The organism is Brevundimonas sp. (assembly GCF_046295075.1).
Lineage (GTDB): Bacteria > Pseudomonadota > Alphaproteobacteria > Caulobacterales > Caulobacteraceae > Brevundimonas.
Window position 1 is genome coordinate 35,159 of the sequence record NZ_JBKBOC010000012.1, and the last position, 18,756, is coordinate 53,914.

Annotated in this window: 22 protein-coding genes; 4 read left to right on the plus strand and 18 right to left on the minus strand. The window is 65.7% G+C overall.

What is annotated here, in order from left to right:
- Nucleotides 1–16: 16 nt before the first annotated feature.
- From ACK4MH_RS10570 to ACK4MH_RS10585, 4 genes are all read right to left on the minus strand, one after another.
- Nucleotides 17–994 carry a beta-ketoacyl-ACP synthase III gene (locus ACK4MH_RS10570; protein ID WP_409717892.1) on the minus strand — a complete coding sequence of 326 codons (978 nt, stop codon included), beginning with the start codon at nt 992–994 and terminating at the stop codon, nt 17–19.
- Nucleotides 991–2,067, minus strand: a complete 1,077-nt coding sequence (gene plsX, locus ACK4MH_RS10575) for a phosphate acyltransferase PlsX (protein WP_409717895.1) — start codon at nt 2,065–2,067, stop codon at nt 991–993. Before plsX ends, ACK4MH_RS10570 begins: the two co-directional genes overlap by 4 nt.
- Before the next feature lie 106 nt (nt 2,068–2,173).
- Nucleotides 2,174–2,683, minus strand: coding sequence for a YceD family protein (locus ACK4MH_RS10580; protein WP_409717898.1), 510 nt, complete (start codon nt 2,681–2,683; stop codon nt 2,174–2,176).
- Nucleotides 2,684–2,697: 14 nt separating this feature from the next.
- On the minus strand, nt 2,698–3,222 hold the full coding sequence (locus ACK4MH_RS10585) for a ubiquinol-cytochrome C chaperone family protein (RefSeq protein WP_409717901.1): 525 nt from the start codon (nt 3,220–3,222) through the stop codon (nt 2,698–2,700).
- Between the two features lie 91 nt (nt 3,223–3,313).
- On the opposite strand from ACK4MH_RS10585, the gene ACK4MH_RS10590 reads away from it, so the two are divergent.
- Nucleotides 3,314–3,793 carry an outer membrane protein assembly factor BamE gene (locus tag ACK4MH_RS10590; protein ID WP_409717904.1) on the plus strand — a complete coding sequence of 160 codons (480 nt, stop codon included), beginning with the start codon at nt 3,314–3,316 and terminating at the stop codon, nt 3,791–3,793.
- A gap of 74 nt (nt 3,794–3,867) precedes the next feature.
- Here the strand turns inward: ACK4MH_RS10590 and ACK4MH_RS10595 are convergent, their stop codons facing one another.
- From ACK4MH_RS10595 to ACK4MH_RS10655, 13 genes are all read right to left on the minus strand, one after another.
- On the minus strand, nt 3,868–6,015 hold the full coding sequence (locus ACK4MH_RS10595; RefSeq protein WP_409717907.1) for a sodium-translocating pyrophosphatase: 2,148 nt from the start codon (nt 6,013–6,015) through the stop codon (nt 3,868–3,870).
- A 175-nt stretch (nt 6,016–6,190) separates the two neighbouring features.
- Nucleotides 6,191–6,625, minus strand: coding sequence for a hypothetical protein (locus tag ACK4MH_RS10600; RefSeq protein ID WP_409717910.1), 435 nt, complete (start codon nt 6,623–6,625; stop codon nt 6,191–6,193).
- A 42-nt stretch (nt 6,626–6,667) separates the two neighbouring features.
- Nucleotides 6,668–7,657 (minus strand): thiamine-phosphate kinase, encoded by a 990-nt coding sequence (gene thiL / locus ACK4MH_RS10605; protein ID WP_409717913.1) that lies wholly within the window; start codon nt 7,655–7,657, stop codon nt 6,668–6,670.
- A complete protein-coding gene (gene nusB / locus ACK4MH_RS10610; RefSeq protein WP_409717916.1) occupies nt 7,657–8,181 on the minus strand; it encodes a transcription antitermination factor NusB in 525 nt (174 codons plus the stop codon). Before nusB ends, thiL begins: the two co-directional genes overlap by 1 nt.
- Complete coding sequence (gene ribH / locus ACK4MH_RS10615) at nt 8,178–8,639, minus strand: 6,7-dimethyl-8-ribityllumazine synthase (protein ID WP_409717919.1); 462 nt, start codon at nt 8,637–8,639, stop codon at nt 8,178–8,180. Before ribH ends, nusB begins: the two co-directional genes overlap by 4 nt.
- The gene (gene ribB / locus ACK4MH_RS10620; protein WP_409717922.1) at nt 8,636–9,769 is read right to left on the minus strand and encodes a 3,4-dihydroxy-2-butanone-4-phosphate synthase; all 1,134 of its coding nucleotides are present in this window, start codon (nt 9,767–9,769) and stop codon (nt 8,636–8,638) included. Before ribB ends, ribH begins: the two co-directional genes overlap by 4 nt.
- The gene (locus ACK4MH_RS10625; protein WP_409717925.1) at nt 9,770–10,372 is read right to left on the minus strand and encodes a riboflavin synthase; all 603 of its coding nucleotides are present in this window, start codon (nt 10,370–10,372) and stop codon (nt 9,770–9,772) included.
- 69 nt (nt 10,373–10,441) lie between these two features.
- Nucleotides 10,442–11,062 carry a RibD family protein gene (locus ACK4MH_RS10630; RefSeq protein WP_409717928.1) on the minus strand — a complete coding sequence of 207 codons (621 nt, stop codon included), beginning with the start codon at nt 11,060–11,062 and terminating at the stop codon, nt 10,442–10,444.
- The gene (gene nrdR / locus ACK4MH_RS10635) at nt 11,062–11,532 is read right to left on the minus strand and encodes a transcriptional regulator NrdR (RefSeq protein ID WP_409717931.1); all 471 of its coding nucleotides are present in this window, start codon (nt 11,530–11,532) and stop codon (nt 11,062–11,064) included. Before nrdR ends, ACK4MH_RS10630 begins: the two co-directional genes overlap by 1 nt.
- 7 nt (nt 11,533–11,539) lie before the next feature.
- Complete coding sequence (gene glyA, locus ACK4MH_RS10640) at nt 11,540–12,823, minus strand: serine hydroxymethyltransferase (protein WP_409717934.1); 1,284 nt, start codon at nt 12,821–12,823, stop codon at nt 11,540–11,542.
- Between the two features lie 69 nt (nt 12,824–12,892).
- Nucleotides 12,893–13,075, minus strand: a complete 183-nt coding sequence (locus ACK4MH_RS10645; protein WP_409717937.1) for a DUF6898 family protein — start codon at nt 13,073–13,075, stop codon at nt 12,893–12,895.
- Between the two features lie 9 nt (nt 13,076–13,084).
- Nucleotides 13,085–14,311, minus strand: a complete 1,227-nt coding sequence (gene hemA, locus ACK4MH_RS10650) for a 5-aminolevulinate synthase (protein ID WP_409717940.1) — start codon at nt 14,309–14,311, stop codon at nt 13,085–13,087.
- A 131-nt stretch (nt 14,312–14,442) separates the two neighbouring features.
- Nucleotides 14,443–15,243: a class I SAM-dependent methyltransferase gene (locus ACK4MH_RS10655; RefSeq protein WP_409717943.1), complete on the minus strand. Its 801-nt coding sequence runs from the start codon at nt 15,241–15,243 to the stop codon at nt 14,443–14,445.
- A gap of 148 nt (nt 15,244–15,391) precedes the next feature.
- Here ACK4MH_RS10655 and hemB point away from each other — a divergent pair, with 148 nt between their 5' ends.
- Entirely contained in the window at nt 15,392–16,390 is a 999-nt protein-coding gene (hemB, locus tag ACK4MH_RS10660; protein ID WP_409717946.1) for a porphobilinogen synthase, read from the plus strand.
- Nucleotides 16,390–16,881 (plus strand): N-acetyltransferase family protein, encoded by a 492-nt coding sequence (locus tag ACK4MH_RS10665; protein ID WP_409717949.1) that lies wholly within the window; start codon nt 16,390–16,392, stop codon nt 16,879–16,881. Before hemB ends, ACK4MH_RS10665 begins: the two co-directional genes overlap by 1 nt.
- Nucleotides 16,882–16,884: 3 nt before the next feature.
- On the opposite strand, the gene ACK4MH_RS10670 is transcribed toward ACK4MH_RS10665, so the two are convergent.
- Nucleotides 16,885–17,745 carry an NAD(P)-dependent oxidoreductase gene (locus tag ACK4MH_RS10670; RefSeq protein WP_409717952.1) on the minus strand — a complete coding sequence of 287 codons (861 nt, stop codon included), beginning with the start codon at nt 17,743–17,745 and terminating at the stop codon, nt 16,885–16,887.
- Between the two features lie 116 nt (nt 17,746–17,861).
- On the opposite strand from ACK4MH_RS10670, the gene ACK4MH_RS10675 reads away from it, so the two are divergent.
- The gene (locus ACK4MH_RS10675; protein WP_409717955.1) at nt 17,862–18,752 is read left to right on the plus strand and encodes a flagellar motor protein MotB; all 891 of its coding nucleotides are present in this window, start codon (nt 17,862–17,864) and stop codon (nt 18,750–18,752) included.
- Nucleotides 18,753–18,756 lie beyond the last annotated feature (4 nt).

Below are 18,756 nucleotides of genomic sequence, written 5' to 3' on the forward strand. Positions count from 1 at the left end.
GATTTAAAGTCGCCGCTCAAAGCCGCAGGGCACAGGCGCCCCAGGTCAGGCCGCCGCCCATGGCTTCCAACAGGACCATATCGCCCTTCTTGATTCGGCCGTCCTGGATCGCCGCGTCCAGCGCCAAGGGGATGGAAGCGGCCGAGGTGTTGGCATGGGTCGCGACGGTCGAGATCACCTTGTTCTCGTCCAGACCCAGCCGGTCGCCGACGCCCTTGATGATGCGCTGATTGGCTTGGTGAGGCACGAACCAGTCCACGTCCGCGATCTCGATGTCCGCAGCGGCGCAGGCGGCGGTGATGCCTTCGGCGATGTTCACCACAGCGTGACGGAACACCTGGTTGCCGGCCATGCGCAGATGACCGACCGTTCCGGTCGTCGACGGGCCGCCATCGACATATAGCAGATCGGTCTTGGAGCCGTCGGCGCGCAACGCAAAGCCCAGCATGCCTTGATCGTCGGACGTCCCCTGCCCTTCGCGCGGCTCCAGCACCACGGCGCCGGCGCCGTCGCCGAACAGGACGCAGGTGGTCCGGTCGGTCCAGTCCATCAACTTCGTCATTTCCTCAGCCCCGATCACCAGGGCGCATTTCGACAGGCCGCGCGCCACGAAACCGTCGGCGACGCTCAAGGCGTAGACGAAACCGGAGCAGACAGCCTGAACGTCGAAGGCGATGCCGACGCCGGCGCCCAACTTGGCCTGAACGATCGAGGCGACGGCCGGAAAGGTCATGTCGGGCGTGGTCGTGGCGACGATGATCAGATCGACGTCCGTCGCCGTCTTGCCGGCGTCGGCCAGCGCCTTCTTTGCGGCTTCGACCGCCAGGTCGCTGGTCGGTTGGTCGTCGCGCGCCTTGTGGCGCTGTTTGATGCCGGTGCGCTCCTGGATCCATTCGTCGGACGTATCGACGAACTTGGCCAGGTCGGCGTTGGTGACGATCTGTTCCGGCAGATAGGAACCGACGCCGGTCACGGCGCTGCGGGTGACGCTCACTGGAGGGGTTCTCCCACGGATGCGGCGGGCTTGGCGGCATGATCGAACACCGCGTCCAGCTTGCCCAGGTTGTCCCCCACCTTGCTCATATAGTCGCTGCGGGCCAGATCGACAGCGATGCGGATCGCATTGCCGAAGCCCTTGGCGTCGGCGCCGCCGTGGCTCTTCACGACGATGCCGTTCAGCCCCAGCAGAGGCCCGCCGTTTATGGTGCTGGGATCGATCTTCTGGCGCATTTTCTTCAGCGCCGGCATGGCGATCACGGCGCCCAGCTTGGATTGCAGGTTCGAGGTCAGGGCCTCTTTCAACAGGGCCGAGATATAACGCGCCGTGCCTTCGGCGGTCTTCAGCGCGATATTGCCGGTGAAGCCATCGGTGACGACCACGTCCACCGTGCCCTTGGCGATGTCGTCGCCCTCGACGAAGCCGTGATAGTTCAGGTCGAACGGGCCGTCGCGCAGGATGGCGTGCGCCTCCTTGACCTGCTCGTTGCCCTTCATGTCCTCGGACCCGACGTTCAGCAGGCCGATGGTCGGGCGGGCGATGCCGCGCACCGCCGACTGGAAGGCTTCGCCCATGATGGCGAACTCGACCAGTTGCTCGGCGTCGCTGCCGATATTGGCGCCGACGTCCAGAACCGCCGTATAGCCTTTGAAGGTCGGCCAGCTGGCGACGATGGCCGGCCGCTCCAGCCCCGGCGCGGACATGCGCAGAATCAGTTTCGAGATCGCCATCAGAGCGCCGGTGTTGCCGGCCGAAACGACGCCGCCTGCCTGTCCCGTCTTCACCGCCTCGATGGCGTTCCACAGGCTGGAGCCCTTGCCGCGCCGCATGGCCTGGGCCGGCTTCTCGTCCATGGCCACGACCTTGTCGGTATGGCGGATTTCGCAGATGTCCGCCGCTAGGCCGCATTTCGCCAGTTCGGGCGCGATCTTGGCCTCGTCGCCATGCAGAAGGAAGCGAACGCCCTCGCCGTCATGGGCGCGGATGTAGCTTCGGATGCCGGGGACGACGACGGATGGCCCGTGATCGCCGCCCATGGCGTCAAGCGAGATCGTAACTGGGGCTGGCAAATGGACCTCGTTTGGGCGCGTCGTCTTGTCGCGCGACGCTTGGCAGTATGCGCTGGACGATAGCGCCGAAGCCGGGGGATGCAACCACCCGGCCCCTGCGTCAACCTCAGCCTTTATCGTCCTGAGATTTAAGCGCCTTCAAGGCGGCGAAGGGTGAAATCTCGCCCGGCTCCTCAGGTTGCACGAATTCCGCGCCCGGCTTGCGCGGGAAAGGATCCAGCGACAGCAGCAGTTGTTCGACGGCGTACTGACCCAGGTCGATCTTGCCGTCCTCGATCACGTCGGCGTCTTCCTCGTCCAGCGTGACCTCGATCTCCTCAGTCTCCTGAGGCTTGGCCTGGACCAGCTGGATCGAAAAGCGGCGATCCACATCGACGGGCAAGGGCTCCAGCGTCAGGCCGCAGGCCTGAACAGCATGGGCCGTGATACGCCCTTTCAGGGTCCACTCGCTGGTGGAGGGGGTCGGCGTCACGTCGAAATCCACGACGAAGTCTTCAAGGCCCTGCAGATCCAGGGCGCGGGCGATTCGCTTGCGCGTGTCCGCGTCCGGTTCGAGCTTCCGGTTCAATCCGGCCCCGATCTGATTGACCCGCACCGTCTCACTGTAGGGGAGCATCACGCTCATCTGTCTTAAACTTCCGCCCAGGCCGGCGTCGCCAGCACCTTGTTGAAATCCTGCGCCGCCAGAGCCGCGCGTGTGGTCAGCGCATAGCGCGCCAGCGCCTCTGCGTGCATCGCCTGCGGCTCCGCATAGACGTTCTTCGCCATCGCCTCGGCCAGAGCGACGGCGTCGTCGGCGCGCAGCGGCTGCTCATAGGCGTTCATCCGCCCGTACAGGGCCTCGCCCAGCTTGCGCATCTTCTTGCCCACCGCGACGTCGCCCACGCCTTCCTCACGCAGGGCATGGTCCAGCGCGGAGACATAGACGTCGAACACAGCCTGTGCCGCATCCTGGCCCTGGGCCGTATTCTCGTCGCGCAGCCGCAGCACCAGCAGCAGCACGTGCAACGTATAGAGCTCGAATCGGGCGTCGATGCGGTCGGCGACGCCCAGCCGCGTGTAAAAGGCGGGATTACGCGCCTGGCTGACGGCCTTGGCGTACAGGTCGTCGCCGATACGGACGCCGGGTCGCGGCTTGAACAGGTTTTTGATCATGGGTTTCAACGGCCCCTTTTCCGCCGCGCCGTTGAACTAGGACGCAGGTCCGTCTAGGTCAAAGACCTTGTTCTCTCGCAGGCGCCCGACCATGTCCCGTTTCGTCCCGCTTTTCGTCGCCGTTTCGCTGGCCGGCCTGTCCGCCGCCTGTGCTCCGACCATCGGCTCCAACGGCTTCCAGGCCATCGACGCCAAGCCGCAGGACGTGGTCGCCGGCACCGACACCAAGGAAACGGTCCTGGCCAAGCTGGGCTCGCCCTCGACCACCTCGACCTTCGAACCTGATCAGGTCTGGTACTACATCAGCCAGACGACCGAAAAATACACCTACAACCTGCCCAAGGTCTCCACCCGCACGGTGACGGAGATCACTTTCGTGCCCCAAGGTGACCAGGTCGCGTCGGTACGCACACTGGGCCTGACGGACGGCGAGCAGATCGCCATGAACCGCAACGAGACCCCGACACGCGGCCGCGAGCTGACGGTGCTGGAACAACTGCTCGGCAACGTCGGTCGTGGCCAGCTGCCCCGGACCGACGAAGACACGCCGGGTCAACGTCGCCCCGACTAAGGCGACCTTCTTCCCAAACAAAGACGCCCCGGAGATCGCTCTCCGGGGCGTCTTCGTATCCGCAGTCTGACGACCTAGCCGATATTGCCGCTCGCCAGCACAGCCAGCAGAAGCAGGGCGACGATGTTGGTGATCTTGATCATCGGGTTCACCGCCGGACCGGAGGTGTCCTTGTAGGGATCGCCGACCGTGTCGCCGGTCACGGCCGCCTTGTGAGCCTCTGAGCCCTTGCCGTGGACGACGCCGTTCTTGTCGGTGAAGCCTTCCTCGATCACCTTCTTGGCGTTGTCCCAGGCGCCGCCACCCGAGGTCATGGAGATGGCCACGAACAGGCCGGTGACGATCACGCCCATCAGCAGGGCGCCCAGGGCCGCAAAGGCGTTGGCCTTGTCCGAAATCGCCAGGATGGCGACGAACAGGACGATGGGCGACAGCACCGGCAACAGCGACGGCACGATCATCTCGCGAATCGCCGCCTTGGTCAGGATGTCGACCGCCCGGCCGTATTCCGGCTTGACCTCATAGGTCATGATGCCAGGGTTCTCGCGGAACTGACGCCGCACCTCGGCGACCACAGCCTCAGCCGCACGTCCCACCGCCATCATCGACATTCCGCCGAACAGGAAGGGCAGCAGCCCCCCGAACAGCAGACCGACCACCACATAGGGATTGGTCAGATCGAAGGCGATCGGCCCCATGTCAGCGAAGAATGGATAGTCCGCCGGATTGGCCGAGAAATACTGCAGGTCCGACGTATAGGCCGCGAACAGCACCAGCGCGCCGAGCCCGGCCGAACCGATGGCGTAGCCTTTGGTCACGGCCTTGGTCGTGTTGCCCACGGCGTCCAGCGCATCCGTCGAATGACGCACATCGCTGGGCAGCCCCGCCATTTCGGCAATGCCCCCGGCATTGTCCGTCACGGGTCCAAAGGCGTCCAGCGCCACGATCATTCCCGCCACGCCCAGCATGGTCGTGGTGGCGATGGCGATGCCGAACAGACCCGCCAGCTGGAAGCTGGCGACGATGCCGACGATGATCGTCATGGCCGGAAGCGCGGTGGATTCCAGCGACACCGCCAGCCCCTGGATCACATTGGTGCCGTGCCCCGAGACCGAGGCGTTGGCCACGGACTGTACAGGCCGGAAGTTCGAGCCGGTGTAATATTCGGTCACCACCACGATCGCCGCCGTCACCGCCAGACCGACCATGCCGGACCAGAACAGTGCCATCGGCTGGATCTCCAGACCGCTGGCCGTCACGATCGGCCCCGTCACCATCTGGTTTATCACCCACCACACCGCGCCGATGGACAGGACGCCGGTCACGATCAGGCCCTGATACAGCGCCCCCATGATGTTCTGGCTCTTGCCCAGCTGCACGAAGAAACTGCCTATGATCGAGGTGACGATGCACACCGCGCAGATCGCCAGAGGCAGCACCATCATCACGTCGACATAGGGTTGTCCCCGGAAGAAGATGGCGGCCAATACCATGGTCGCGACGGTCGTCACCGCATAGGTCTCGAACAGGTCGGCGGCCATGCCGGCGCAGTCGCCGACGTTGTCGCCGACGTTGTCTGCGATGGTCGCGGCGTTGCGAGGATCATCCTCAGGGATGCCGGCCTCGACCTTGCCCACCATGTCGCCGCCTACGTCAGCGCCCTTGGTGAAGATTCCCCCGCCCAGACGCGCGAAAATCGAGATTAACGAGGCGCCGAAGCCAAGCGCCACAAGCCCGTCGATGACCTCACGACCTGTCGAGGCCAGGCCCAGATGCTGGGTCAGCACGATATAGTAGCCCGACACCCCGATCAGGGCCCCGCCCGCTACGAACATCCCGGTGATGGCGCCCGAGCGGAACGCCAGGTTCAGCCCCTTTGACAGGCTTTCGGAGGCTGCCTGGGCGGTGCGCACATTGGCCCGCACCGAGATCAGCATCCCGGCATAGCCGGCCGCGCCGGACAGGACGGAACCGATCAGGAAGCCGATGGCGGCGTAGATGCCGATCAGGAAATAGGCGGCAATCAGGATCACGATCCCGACGATGCCTATGGTCAGATATTGCCGCTTCAGATAGGCGGAGGCGCCTTCCTGGATGGCGGCGGCGATCTCTCGCATCTTGTCGTTGCCGGTGCTCGCCTTCATCAGCACGGCGGTCTGAGCGGCGCCATACAGCACCGCCAGCACACCGGCCGCGAAGACCAGCGTAAGTGAGTTCATCATTGGCGTTTCCATGCCCTTGCAAACAGGCGCGCAGGCCTTGGCGCGGTCGGGCGTTATCGCCTCTGTCCGCCTTCCGGTCCCCCCGCACGCGGCGGACGCGTCAGTGCGTCCTTTGGGATTTGCAAAGGGAGCGTGTCATGGCCTTACAGGTCGCGCAACCGTGATCGACGAGGGCTCAACGCGTCGTCGGCATGCCCGTGCGGCGTCTGGGGCTTTGCGATACGATTTCGACGCCGGTGATCGAGCCTCGCCCGGCGATCGCGTTCGCGGCCGACACGACGGCGGCTGACAGCGCCTGTTCGTTCAGACGCGTCCAATCGCCCGCCACGGTGAAAGGCGTCCGGTGCGCTGCCTTGACCAGGGCGTCCCGGAAGAAGGCCTCCTTGGGCCGCATCTGCTCGACGGTCTTGCCTCGCCCCAGTTGGAGGCGCAGCGCCACGAAGACGTAGTTCCTCAATCGGCCGCCCTCGATCACGGGCAGGCCCAGGCCGGCGATGCTCAGCGCAGCCGGCGCGGCGGGCGCGTCGCTGCTGCTCGATGCGGTTGCGGATGTGGCGGCCGCTCCGGCGAGGGCGGCGGTTCCGGCGGTGATCAGAGAGCGACGGTTCATCCGTCGCTTATGACGCAAGGCCGTTAGGATTCCCTTGCGACGTCAGCCGTGGGTCCAACCGCCGCGCGCCATGACGATGGGCAGGCCGTCATAGGTGACGGTCAGGCCCGATCCGGCGGTCACCTCGCCGATCCGGGTCAGACGCAGCAGGCGGCGGTCGGCCTCGCGACGCAGGGTTTCCTCGTGGCGCGGATGGGCGGTGAAGGCGATCTCATAGTCGTCGCCGCCGCTCGCCAGGTCTTCCAGCGAAAGCTGCGGATCGACCCGGTCCGCAAACCAGGCCTGGGCCGCGGCCGACAGAGGCAGGACGTTCAGGTTCAACGAAACGCCTACCCGGCTCGCTTTGGCGACATGGGCCAGATCGGCGGCCAGGCCGTCCGAGACATCGACCGAGGCCGTCGCAAAGTCCCGCACCACATCGGCGAAATCCACGCGTGGCGTGGGCGTGCGGTAATGGGCCGCCAGGGCCGCGAGGCGTTCAGGCTCAAGCGACAGCTCGCCCCGAGCCGCCTTCAAACCCAGCAGGCCGTCGCCGATTGCGCCGGTCACGAACACCAGATCCCCGGCCTGTGCACCCGCACGCGACACGGCCTTGCCCGTCGGAACCCAGCCCAGGGCCGTCAACGAGAACGTCGCCGGGCCAGGCGTCTTCACTGTATCCCCGCCCAGCAGAAAGATGCCGAACTCCGCCTGATCCTCGGCCAGACCGGCCGCAAAGGCCTCGCGTTCCGGCCAGCCGCAGCGTTCCGACCAGAAGCAGGCCATCAGATAGCCGAATGGCTCTGCGCCCTTGGCCGCGAGGTCAGACAGGTTCACTCGCAGCAGCTTCTTCGCCACCGTGTCCAGCGGGTCGTCGGGAAGGAAATGCACGCCCTCGACGATGGCGTCCTTGGTCAGGACCAGATCATAGCCGGGCCGCGAAGGCAGGACCGCCACATCGTCGGCCAGCCCCCTGCCCCATTCGGGATGGGCCAGGGGCCGCAACAGCCTCTCGATCGTCTCGAACTCGCCCGCGACGTCGAGCGCCGGCATTATTTGCGCGTGTCTCTGGACACGCCGTCCAACGCAGCATTGACGAAGCGCGCCTCGGAATCGTCGAAGAAGGCCTTGGCCAGTTCGACATATTCGTCGATCACGACCTCGCGCGGTGTCTCGGGATGTTTGATCAGCTCCCAGGCGCCCGAGCGCAACAGGGCGCGCAGGGTGGCGTCGAGCCGCTCCAGCTTCCAGTTGGAGGCCAGGCGCGCCTTGATGGCCGCGTCGATGTCGCGCTGGCTCTCGATCACGCCGCGCACGATGTCGGCGAAATAGGCCTCGTCGGCTTCGGCCAGGGCCTCGCCCTCGATGTCCGTGTCGAAACGGAAGTTGGAGAATTCGGTAATCACCGTCTCCACGCCCTCGCCCGCCAGCTCCATCTGATACAGGGCCTGAACGGCGGCCAGGCGCGATACGGTTCGGGCGCGGCGCTGTTTCGAGCTCAGATTCGGCTCGGCGCGCTGCTTTTCGGCTTCGGCGAGTTGTTCGAGGACGGCTTTGACGCTGTTCGGTTCAGTCATGCGCCGACGCCATGACGCAACCGCTTCTTCAATGCAATGAGGTCGAGGCAAGCCTTGGCCGCGCCGCCGCCCTTATCCCCTTCCGAAAGACGGGCCCGATACCAGGCCTGGTCCTCGTCTTCGGTCGTCAGGATGCCGTTGCCGATGATCACGCCCTTGACGCCCAGGGTCATGATGCCGGCGGCCGACTGATCCGAGACGATCTCGAAATGATAGGTCTCGCCGCGGATGATCGTGCCGAGCGCCACATAGCCGTCATAGCGGGGCGCGGTCGGAAAACGACCGGCTTCCTCGGCCAGGGCGATGGCCGGCGGCACTTCCAGCGCGCCGGGCACGGTGATGACGTCGAAGTCGGCGCCGCGCGCCTTCAGAGTCTCCTTGGCGCCTTCAAGCAGGGCGTCGGCCAGGTCGTCGTAGAATCGCGCCTCGACGATCAGAATACGGGGTGCGTCGGTCACGCCTTTGTCTCTCCATCCATGTCGCGCCAGCCGACGATGCGCAGGCCGTAGCCTTCAAGCGCCGTCGGTTCGGGTCGCGTTGAACTCATCACGATCATGTCCTTGACGCCCAGGTCCAGCAGGATCTGAGCCCCCACGCCATAGGCGCGCAGCGACCGGTCCATCGCCGCCGGCTTGTCCGCACCTGCCAGCCGCTCGGCCAGCGAGGTCAGCGACGGATCGCGCAGGAAGACGACCACGCCCGGACCGTCATGGTCGGTGATCTGCTTCAGGGCGGTGGGCACATAATCCTGCCGCGCCTCGACATGGCCTAGCAGATCGCAGGCGAAGTCCACCTGATGCATCCGCACCAGGGTCGGCTTGGTCGGGTCGATCCGCCCCTTGACCAAGGCGACATGTTCCGCGCCCTCGATGGTGTTCTTGTAGAGCATCAGCCGGAACGGGCCGCCGTGGACGCTCTCGAACGGCGTATCCATGATCCGCTCGACAAACCGTTCGGTGCGGCGGCGATAGGCGATCAGGTCGGCGATGGTGCCGATCTTCAACCCGTGCAACTGGGCGAAGGCGACCAGATCGGGCATCCGCGCCATCTCGCCGTCGTCCTTGATGATCTCGCAGATAACCCCGGCCGGCGTCAGGCCCGCCATGCGGCTGATGTCCACCGCCGCCTCGGTATGGCCGGCGCGGACCAGAACGCCGCCGTCGCGCGCCACCAGCGGGAAGATGTGGCCGGGCGAGACGATGTCGTCCATGCCCTTCGACGCGTCTGTGGCCACGTGAATGGTGCGCGACCGGTCGGCGGCCGAGATGCCGGTCGTGACGCCGTCCTTGGCCTCGATCGAGACGGTGAAGGCGGTCTTCATGCTCTCGCGATTGTCGGCGGCCATCGGGGGCAGGCGCAGCTGGTTCGCCCGATCGGCCGTGATGGCCAGGCAGACCAGGCCGCGCGCCTGGCGAATCATGAAGTTGATCTGGTCGGGGGTGGCGAACTGGGCGGGGATGATGATGTCCCCCTCGTTCTCGCGATCCTCGGCGTCCACCAGGATGTAGGGGCGGCCGTTGCGGGCGTCCTCAAGGATGTCCTCGATGGGACTGATCGGGCTGTCGTTCATGTTCGCGGCCAATTGCATTCAGGCGGTCTCCTGCCACCGCGCGAGGTAACGCGCCAGCATGTCGATCTCCAGATTGACCGGATCACCGATCTTCAGACTACCCAGGGTCGTCACTTTCCAGGTGTGGGGAATGATGTTCAGCGAGAATATCTGCCCCTCGACCGCGTTCACCGTCAGGGACACGCCATCCATCGTTATCGAACCCTTGGCGGCTATGTAGCGATGCAAGGGCGCGGGCGCGTCCACCTCGACCCGGTGCGATCCGCCCTCCGGCGTGATGGATACGATCCGGCCCAGACCATCGACATGGCCCGACACCACATGGCCGCCCATCTCGTCGCCCAGCTTGGCCGCCCGTTCCAGATTGATCCCGTCGCCGGCCTTCCAGGTGCCCAGGGTCGTCTTGGACAGGGTCTCGTTCGACACCTCGACGGCGAACCAGCCCCCCCGTGCATCGTGCCCCTTTTCCGTCACCGTCAGGCAGCAGCCCGCATGGCTGATCGAGGCGCCCAGGTCGATGCCGTCGGTGTCCCAGACGGTTTCAATCTCATAGCGGCGGTCGCGATCCGTCTCGCGGACCTCGCGGACACGGCCGATGTCGGTGACGATGCCGGTGAACATTGGACGCTGGCCCCTTTCGGACCCGAAAAACACAGTCTGAATAGTCTCAATCGTCTGAAATCGACCGCGTCAGAGACGCGCGTAGCGTTCCCACAGATCGTCTCCGACAGGCTCGACGCCCAGGCGACGGAACTTGGGGGCGTCGGACAGCTTTGCAAGAGCCAAAGCCGCGACGCAGGGCCTTCCGTCACCGCCCAGCAAGATCGGGGCGCGGAACCACTCCAGCGCATCCACCACGCCGGCGCGCAGGAAAGACGCGGCGACCTGCCCCCCGCCTTCGATCAGCACCGACTTCGCGCCCGCCGCCTTCAACGCTTTTAGAACCGCCGGGATCGCCGGACGTCCCTCGTCCGGCTCGACCCATTTCACCTCGGCCGCGCCGACGGGGCGCGGGTCTGTGACGGTCAGGATCAAAGTGTTCTCACTCGCCAGCTTCGCCGTCTGCGGCGTGCGCAATCGGCTGTCCAGCACGACCCGCAGAGGCTGATCCACGCTGCGCCCCGTCAGGCGCGCCGTCAGTTCAGGGTCGTCATGCAGAACCGTCTCGACGCCGACCAGAATGGCGTCATGCGCCGCGCGCAAACGGTGACCTTCCAGCCGCGCCGCCTCGCCCGTGATCCACTGGCTTTCGCCCGTGGCCGTGGCGATCCGCCCATCCAGCGAGGTCGCCAGTTTCAGGGTGACCCGCATCAGCCCTTGCCGGACGGTTCGTCGAACCCTTCGTCGCCCAGGAATTTGGCGAAGTCGCCTGTGTGGCGGAAGTCCTTGTACACCGAGGCGTAGCGGACGTAGGCCACCTCATCCACGCCCTTCAGCGCCTTCATGATGAAATCCCCGACCGTGCTGGACGGGATTTCAGTCTCGCCCAGGCTTTCCAGCTGACGCACGATTCGGTTGACCATCTGCTCGACCTGATCGGCCTGGACCGGGCGCTTGCGCAAGGCCACGCCCAGCGACCGTTCCAGCTTGTCGCGTTCAAACGGCGTGCGCCGCCCGTTGCGTTTCAGGATGACCAGTTCGCGCAGTTGCACCCGCTCGAAGGTGGTGAAGCGCCCATTGCAGTTGGGACAGGACCGACGGCGTCGGATGGCCGAGCCGTCGTCCGACGGCCGGCTGTCCTTAACCTGGGTGTCCTGATGACCGCAAAAAGGGCACTTCATCAGAGGTTTATCCGTAAATCTGGAAGCGGTTCGTCAGCTCCCGCACCTGGGCCGCCACGCCCGCGACCACGGCGGGATCCGCCTCCTCGCCGCCGTTCATCGACGAGACGACGTCGGCGATCCAATGACCGATCTGCTTGAACTCGTCCTCGCCGAAACCGCGCGTGGTCCCCGCCGGCGTCCCCAGGCGAACGCCCGAGGTGACGGTGAAAGGCGCAGTGTCGAACGGCACGCCGTTCTTGTTGCAGGTCATCAGCGCCTTTTCGAGCTCGTGCTCGGTCGCCTTGCCGGTCACGCCCTTGGGCCGCAGATCGACCAGGGCCAGGTGGCTGTCGGTGCCGCCCGAGACGATGGCCAGACCGCGCTCGATCAGCACGCCGGACAGGGCCTGGGCGTTCTTGACCACCTGCTGGGCGTACAGTTTGAACTCGGGCTGTAGCGCCTCGCCGAAGGCCACGGCCTTGGCCGCGATCACATGTTCCAGCGGCCCGCCCTGCAGGCCGGGGAAGACGGCCGAGTTGATTTTCTTGCCCAGGTCCACGTCGTTGGACAGGATCATGCCGCCGCGCGGACCACGCAGCGTCTTGTGCGTCGTCGTCGTCACGACGTGGGCGTGGGGCACGGGATCGGGATAGGCGCCGCCGGCGATCAGGCCAGCATAGTGGGCCATGTCCACCATCAGATAGGCGCCGACGCTGTCGGCGATCTCGCGGAAACGCTTGAAGTCGATGTGGCGGCTGTAGGCCGAGGCGCCGGCCAGGATCAGCTTGGGCTTCTCGCGCTCGGCCATCTCCGCGACGTGGTCATAGTCGATCAGATGGGTGTCTTCGCGCACCTTGTAGGTCACGGGCCGGAACCACTTGCCCGACTGGTTCGCCGGCGAGCCGTGCGTCAGGTGCCCGCCGCAGGCCAGGTCCATGCCCAGGAAGGTGTCGCCGGGTTGCAGCAGCGTAAAGAACACCGCCTGATTGGCCTGGGCGCCCGAGTGGGGCTGAACGTTGGCGAAGGCCGCGCCGAACAGCTTCTTGGCTCGTTCGCGTGCCAGATCCTCGGTCACATCGACGAATTCGCAGCCGCCGTAATAGCGACGACCGGGATAGCCCTCGGCGTATTTGTTCGTCAGGACCGAGCCTTGCGTGTCCAGCACCGCCTGGGAGACGATGTTCTCGGAAGCGATCAGCTCGATCTGCTCCTTCTGGCGACCCATCTCGCCCTGAATGGCCTTGAAGACGTCCGGATCGGCGTCAGCGAGCGTCTTGGTGAAATAGGCGTCGTGGGTGAAGGCCGTCACGCTGGAATCCCCGAAAATCAGAAGGCCGCCTATCTAGTCCCCACAGCGCCCGACCACAACATCTTGTGGTTAGCCTGATGCCAAAGCCCGCCTCAGCTTGGCGATCGCCACCCGCTCCACGGACTTCGGCTCGTTGACCGGCCCGATGGCGCTGACCTCGCGGCCGGTGGCGACGTGGATGGCGGAGCATTTGACGTAGGGGCCGTTGCGTACCAGTTCGACGATCACTTCACCCAGATCGTCGTCCGCCATCGCCGAGCCTCAGGCTGCGACCGGCCGGCGCGCCACGTTGCAGTGGGCGAACAGCTTGTCCATCGCCTGGACCAAATGATCCATCATGGCGTCGGTGTGGTTCGGCGAAGGGGTGAAGCGCAGGCGCTCGGTCCCCTTGGGCACGGTCGGATAGTTGATCGGCTGAACATAGACGCCGTACTCGTCCAACAGCATGTCCGAGATCATCTTGCAGTGGACCGGATCGCCGACGTGCACCGGCACGATATGGCTCTCGCTTTCCATCACGGGGATGCCTGCCGCCGCGAAACGCGACTTCAGCGTCGCGGCGCGTTCCTGATGCTGGACGCGCAGTTCGGGATGAGCCTTCAGGTGCCGCACGGAGGCCAGCGCTCCCGCCGTCAATGCCGGCGGCAGAGAGGTGGTGAAGATGAAGCCCGAGGCCCAGCTGCGCACGGCGTCGATGATCATGGCGTCGGCGGCGATATAGCCGCCCATCACGCCGATGGCCTTGCCCAGGGTGCATTCGATGATGTCGATCTGGTCCAGCACGCCGTCGCGTTCGGCGACGCCTGCGCCGGTTTCGCCGTACAGGCCGACCGCATGGACTTCGTCCAGATAGGTCAGGGCGCCGTATTTCTTCGCCAGGGCGATGGTCCCGGCCAGGTCGGCGATGTCGCCGTCCATCGAATAGACGCTCTCGAAGGCGATCAGCTTGGGCGCCTCGGCTGGCGCCGCGGCCAGCAGGGCCTCCAGATGCGCCAGGTCGTTGTGCATGAAGACGTGACGCTCGCCGCCGCCGTGGCGAATGCCGGCGATCATCGAGGCGTGGTTCAGCGAATCGGAGAAGGTGATCAGGCCGGGCAGAATCTTCTGCAGCGTCGACAGGGTCGCCTCGTTGCCGACATAGCCCGAGGTGAACAGCAGCGCCGCTTCCTTCTGGTGCCAGTCAGCCAGTTCGGCTTCGAGATCGACGGCAGAACGGGTCGTGCCGGAAATGTTGCGCGTGCCGCCGGCGCCGGCGCCGACCGCATCGATCTCCTCGTGCATGGCATCCAGCACGACAGGGTGCTGGCCCATGCCCAGATAGTCGTTGGAGCACCAGATCACGACATCCTGCTGGGTTCCGTCGTCGCGACGACGCACCGCCAGCGGGAACTGTCCGCGCACGCGTTTCAGATCGGCGAAGACGCGGTAACGTCCCTCGTTGCGAACCTGCTCCACGGAGCTTTTAAAGGCGGCCTTATAGTCGAACAAACTACGCGTTCTTTCGCTTATGGCGATGTCTTTGCGTTATTTGCTCCCCCGACGCGGGCTTGTCCATGCGCCCCACATGGACAAAACGACCCAAACCCTTAATTGATAACGGTTCTCAGTATCGAGATCGATCAGCCCGGCTTGCGGAAGCGATAGACGAACTGGTCGGTCTTGCCGCGAATCTTCTCGTCGAAGACGTTCAGGGTATGGTCGTCGGCCGGATTGGCCACGGCCGTGCTCTCGCCCTCGTAGATGAAGCCCGCCGCCTCGACCTCGCGCTTAAGATAGTCGCCTTCGATGCGGTGCAGGGTCTGGACGGCCGAGATGCCCGTGCCGGGCGCCGCCTCATGGTCGATCAGGATGTAGCGACCGCCGGGCTTCAGCGCCGCGAACACGGCCGCATTCATCTTCGCCACGTCGGTGTTGAAGCCGGGGATGTGGAAGTCGTGGTATTCCTGGCTCATGAAGATCATGTCCAGCGGCTCGGCGTAGGTCATAGAGTCCAGCAGGCCGTTGACCCGCGTGACATTGGAATAGCCGGCAGCAAGGGCGTCCGCGCCCGCGTTCTCGCGCGCCATCGTACGCTCCGGCACGAAGGCGTAGACGCGGCCGGTCGGACCGACCACGTCCGAGAACAGTCGGGTGAAATAGCCCGCGCCCGGGCGGATGTCGGCGACCTTGTCGCCCGGCGCGAGCTGGGCGAAGGCGAGGATCTCGGCCGGATGCCGCAGCGGATCGCGTGCGACCTCGTCGGCCGGACGCTTCGGATCGGCGACGGCATCGGTGTAGAGCGAGACATAGGAAGGCGACGACATGGCGGCGTCGCTGGCGACCACGGTCCGCGAACCGCCATCGGACGACACGATGATGCAGGCCGACAAGCCTGTCGACAGAGCCAGAACCGCCGCGCCGGCGGCCAATCGCTTGATCATCGTCATCTCCCAGGATTTTCGGCGATAGGCTCGCATTTCGCCGATCCGCGCAAGCCGTCATCACGCGCGAAACGATCCGACGCATCACGCGATTTGCGCCACGGTCGCTGCGGCGCTAGTCCGACCCCAAGTTTCGAAGGTTCCCGCCATGCTTCCCTATCAGCCCGCCCCCTTCCCGCTCGCCCGTCCACGCCGCCTGCGGTCCAGCCCCTGGGTGCGTCGTCTGGTGGCGGAGACCGTCCTGACCCCGGCCGATCTGATCTGGCCCCTGATCGTCCATGACGGTGTCGAGGACCGCAGGCCCGTCGCCTCGATGCCCGGCGTCTTCCGCCTGTCGCCGAGAGAAGCCGCCAAGGCGGCGGTCGAGGCGCGCGACCTGGGCATTCCGATGATCGCACTGTTCCCCAATGTGGACGGCGCCATCAAGGACGCGGTCGGCACGGGCGCCACCGATCCAGACGGCCTGATCCCCGACTGCATCAAGGCCATCAAGGACGCCGCGCCGGAGATTGGCGTCATGACCGACGTGGCGCTGGACTGCTACACCGACCACGGCCATGACGGCGTCATGGAGGGCGACCGGATCGTCAATGACGCCAGCCTGGACCGCCTGGCCGAACAGGCCTTCATCCACGCCCACGCCGGCGCCGACGTCGTCGCCCCCTCCGACATGATGGACGGCCGTATCCAGGCGGTGCGCGAGGCGCTGGAGGCCAATGGCTTTTCCGACACCCTGATCCTGTCCTACGCCGCCAAGTTCGCCTCGGCCTTTTACGGCCCCTATCGCGACGCCGTCGGCTCCTCGACCGCGCTGAAGGGCGAAAAGAAGACCTATCAGATGGACTACGCCAACTCGGACGAGGCCCTGAAGGAGGTCGCCATGGACCTGTCGGAAGGCGCCGACGCGGTCATGGTCAAGCCGGGCATGCCCTATCTCGACATCGTCCGCCGCGTCTCCGAAACCTTCAAGGTGCCGACCTTCGCCTATCAGGTGTCGGGCGAGTACGCGATGATGCAGGCCTCTATCGCCAAAGGCTGGCTGGATGAGGATCGCGCCATTCTGGAGACCCTGCACGGGTTCAAACGCGCCGGCTGTGCGGGCGTGCTGACCTATTTCGCGCCCCAGGCCGCTCGGCTGCTGGGCTGATGGTCGTCGAGATCCGGCCGATCACCGACGCCGACTGGCCCGGTCTTTGGCCGATCATCGAGGTCGTCACGCGCGCAGGCGAGACCTATACCTATCCGCTGGACATGACCGAGGCGCAGGCTCGCGCGATGTGGATGCCGCCCGCGCCTGGCGGAACCCTGGTCGCGGTCGAGGACGGCTTGGTGCTGGGCGCCGCCAAGATCATCCCGAACCAGCAGGGAAACGGCGCCCACGTCGCCAACGGCAGCTTCATGGTCGCCCCCGCTGCGCGCGGTCGAGGCGTGGCCCGCGCGCTGGGCGAGGCCGCGCTGGCCTTCGCCCGCGACGCCGGCTTCAGGTCGATGCAGTTCAACGCGGTGGTCGAGACCAACACCGTCGCCGTCGGCCTGTGGCGCAAGCTGGGATTCGAGATCGTCGGCACGGTCCCCGAGGCCTTCGATCACCCGGCCCACGGCCTGGTCGGCCTGCACATCATGCACCGCAAACTTTAGGCGTCAGTCCCGCGATTGCAGCCGCGCCGCCAGGCTGGACGTATCCCAGCGGTTGCCCCCCATGGCCTGAACCTCGGCGTAGAATTGATCGACCAGGGCCGTCAGGCTGAGGCGCGCACCGTTCGACCGCGCCTCGTCAAGAACAAGCCCCAGATCCTTGCGCATCCAGTCGACGGCGAAGCCGAACTCGAACTCGCCCTTGGCCGCCGTCTTCCAGCGATTGTCCATCTGCCAGCTTTGCGCCGCGCCTTTCGACACGGCCTCATAGGCGGCGTCGGTATCCAGGCCTGCGACCTGGGCGAAATGCACGGCCTCGGCCAAGCCCTGCACCACGCCCGCGATGGCGATTTGGTTGACCATCTTGGTCAGTTGGCCCGATCCCGCCGGCCCCATGTGTTTGATCGCCTTGGAGTAGGCTTTCAGCGCCGGCTCCGCCGTCGCCAAGGCGGCTGCGTCTCCACCGGCCATGACGCTGAGTTGCCCATTCTCGGCCCCGGCCTGACCACCCGACACCGGTGCATCGACGAAAGATCGCCCTTGCGCCTGCGCCAGGTCCGCCATTTCGCGCGCCACCTTGGCCGAAGTCGTGGTGTGGTCCACGATAACCGCGCCTTCGGCCAGATGCGGCAAGGCCTCGGTCACCACGGCGCGCACGTCGTCGTCATTGCCGACGCAAAGGATGAACAGTTCTACACCCTGCGCCGCCTCCGCCACGGTCATCGCCGCCTTGGCCCCCGTCGCCGCCGCCCAGGCCTGGGCCTTCGCCGTCGTGCGATTGAAGCCGGTCACGTCGTGGCCCGCCTCGACCAGATGACGCGCCATCGGGGCGCCCATGACGCCCAGGCCGGCGAATGCGATCTTCATGACTGGCTCCTTGATATCCGCGTCGGACTAGGCCGGGTCGCGACATCGTTCAAGGTCAACGCCCGGTTAACCTTGGCGAGCCCACAATGGCGCACCATTCCTGGGGATCAGATTCCATGTCCGTGAGCGATCGCCCGATCCTCATCAAGAAGGTCAAGAAGGTCTCCGGCGGAGGCCACCACGGCGGCGCGTGGAAGGTGGCCTATGCGGACTTCGTGACCGCGATGATGGCCTTCTTCCTACTGATGTGGCTGATCAACACGACCGACCCCGAGCAGAAGCGCGGCATCGCCGAGTATTTCGCACCAGCCAGCGTGTCCGAGACGACATCGGGTTCTGGCGGCATCCTGGGCGGCACCTCTCTGGGCGACGATGGTCCCAAGAGTTCGGGCTCGCAATCGGTGCTGGAAGAACTTGCGCCCGAGGCTCCGGCCACTGACCAGACCGGCTCCAGCCTGTCGTCCGCCAGCGACGCCGCCCTTCAGGCCGAAATCCAGAAACGCGAAGCCGCCGAGTTCGCCAGCGCCGCCGAATCCCTGCGCCAAGCCATGCAGTCGATGCCGGAACTGGCCGAGCTGTCGAAACAGCTGATCGTAGACCAGACGCCCGAGGGCCTGCGCATCCAGCTGGTCGATCAGGAAGGCCGGTCGATGTTCGACAACAACTCGTCACGACCGAACGCGCGCGCCCAGGTGCTGCTGCGCGCGGTGTCCAAGGTCATCAACCAACTGCCGAACCGCATCTCTATCACCGGCCACACCAGCGCGACGGCTGGTTCCAACCGCGCCAGCGCGCCTGCGGACTGGAGCCTGTCGTCCGAACGCGCCAATGGCTCGCGCCTGGTGCTGCAATCGGCCGGCGTCGATCCCGACCGGGTCTATTCGGTGGCGGGCAAGGCGGGGTCCGATCCTCTCTATCCAGACGATCCCACCCTGGCCGGCAACCGCCGCATCGCCATCGTCCTGCTGCGCGAGGCGCCCGTCCTGCCGATGGACACCTCGCTGTGATCCC

What these genes read in the sequence shown, in the direction of transcription:
- ACK4MH_RS10580 (WP_409717898.1), bottom strand. Translation starts at nt 2,683, where the DNA reads ATGCTCCCCTACAGTGAGACGGTGCGGGTCAATCAGATCGGGGCCGGA.
- ACK4MH_RS10585 (WP_409717901.1), bottom strand. Translation starts at nt 3,222, where the DNA reads ATGATCAAAAACCTGTTCAAGCCGCGACCCGGCGTCCGTATCGGCGAC.
- ACK4MH_RS10590 (WP_409717904.1), top strand. Translation starts at nt 3,314, where the DNA reads ATGTCCCGTTTCGTCCCGCTTTTCGTCGCCGTTTCGCTGGCCGGCCTG.
- ACK4MH_RS10595 (WP_409717907.1), bottom strand. Translation starts at nt 6,015, where the DNA reads ATGATGAACTCACTTACGCTGGTCTTCGCGGCCGGTGTGCTGGCGGTG.
- ACK4MH_RS10600 (WP_409717910.1), bottom strand. Translation starts at nt 6,625, where the DNA reads ATGAACCGTCGCTCTCTGATCACCGCCGGAACCGCCGCCCTCGCCGGA.
- thiL (WP_409717913.1), bottom strand. Translation starts at nt 7,657, where the DNA reads ATGCCGGCGCTCGACGTCGCGGGCGAGTTCGAGACGATCGAGAGGCTG.
- nusB (WP_409717916.1), bottom strand. Translation starts at nt 8,181, where the DNA reads ATGACTGAACCGAACAGCGTCAAAGCCGTCCTCGAACAACTCGCCGAA.
- ribB (WP_409717922.1), bottom strand. Translation starts at nt 9,769, where the DNA reads ATGCAATTGGCCGCGAACATGAACGACAGCCCGATCAGTCCCATCGAG.
- ACK4MH_RS10625 (WP_409717925.1), bottom strand. Translation starts at nt 10,372, where the DNA reads ATGTTCACCGGCATCGTCACCGACATCGGCCGTGTCCGCGAGGTCCGC.
- ACK4MH_RS10630 (WP_409717928.1), bottom strand. Translation starts at nt 11,062, where the DNA reads ATGCGGGTCACCCTGAAACTGGCGACCTCGCTGGATGGGCGGATCGCC.
- nrdR (WP_409717931.1), bottom strand. Translation starts at nt 11,532, where the DNA reads ATGAAGTGCCCTTTTTGCGGTCATCAGGACACCCAGGTTAAGGACAGC.
- ACK4MH_RS10645 (WP_409717937.1), bottom strand. Translation starts at nt 13,075, where the DNA reads ATGGCGGACGACGATCTGGGTGAAGTGATCGTCGAACTGGTACGCAAC.
- ACK4MH_RS10655 (WP_409717943.1), bottom strand. Translation starts at nt 15,243, where the DNA reads ATGATCAAGCGATTGGCCGCCGGCGCGGCGGTTCTGGCTCTGTCGACA.
- hemB (WP_409717946.1), top strand. Translation starts at nt 15,392, where the DNA reads ATGCTTCCCTATCAGCCCGCCCCCTTCCCGCTCGCCCGTCCACGCCGC.
- ACK4MH_RS10665 (WP_409717949.1), top strand. Translation starts at nt 16,390, where the DNA reads ATGGTCGTCGAGATCCGGCCGATCACCGACGCCGACTGGCCCGGTCTT.
- ACK4MH_RS10670 (WP_409717952.1), bottom strand. Translation starts at nt 17,745, where the DNA reads ATGAAGATCGCATTCGCCGGCCTGGGCGTCATGGGCGCCCCGATGGCG.
- ACK4MH_RS10675 (WP_409717955.1), top strand. Translation starts at nt 17,862, where the DNA reads ATGTCCGTGAGCGATCGCCCGATCCTCATCAAGAAGGTCAAGAAGGTC.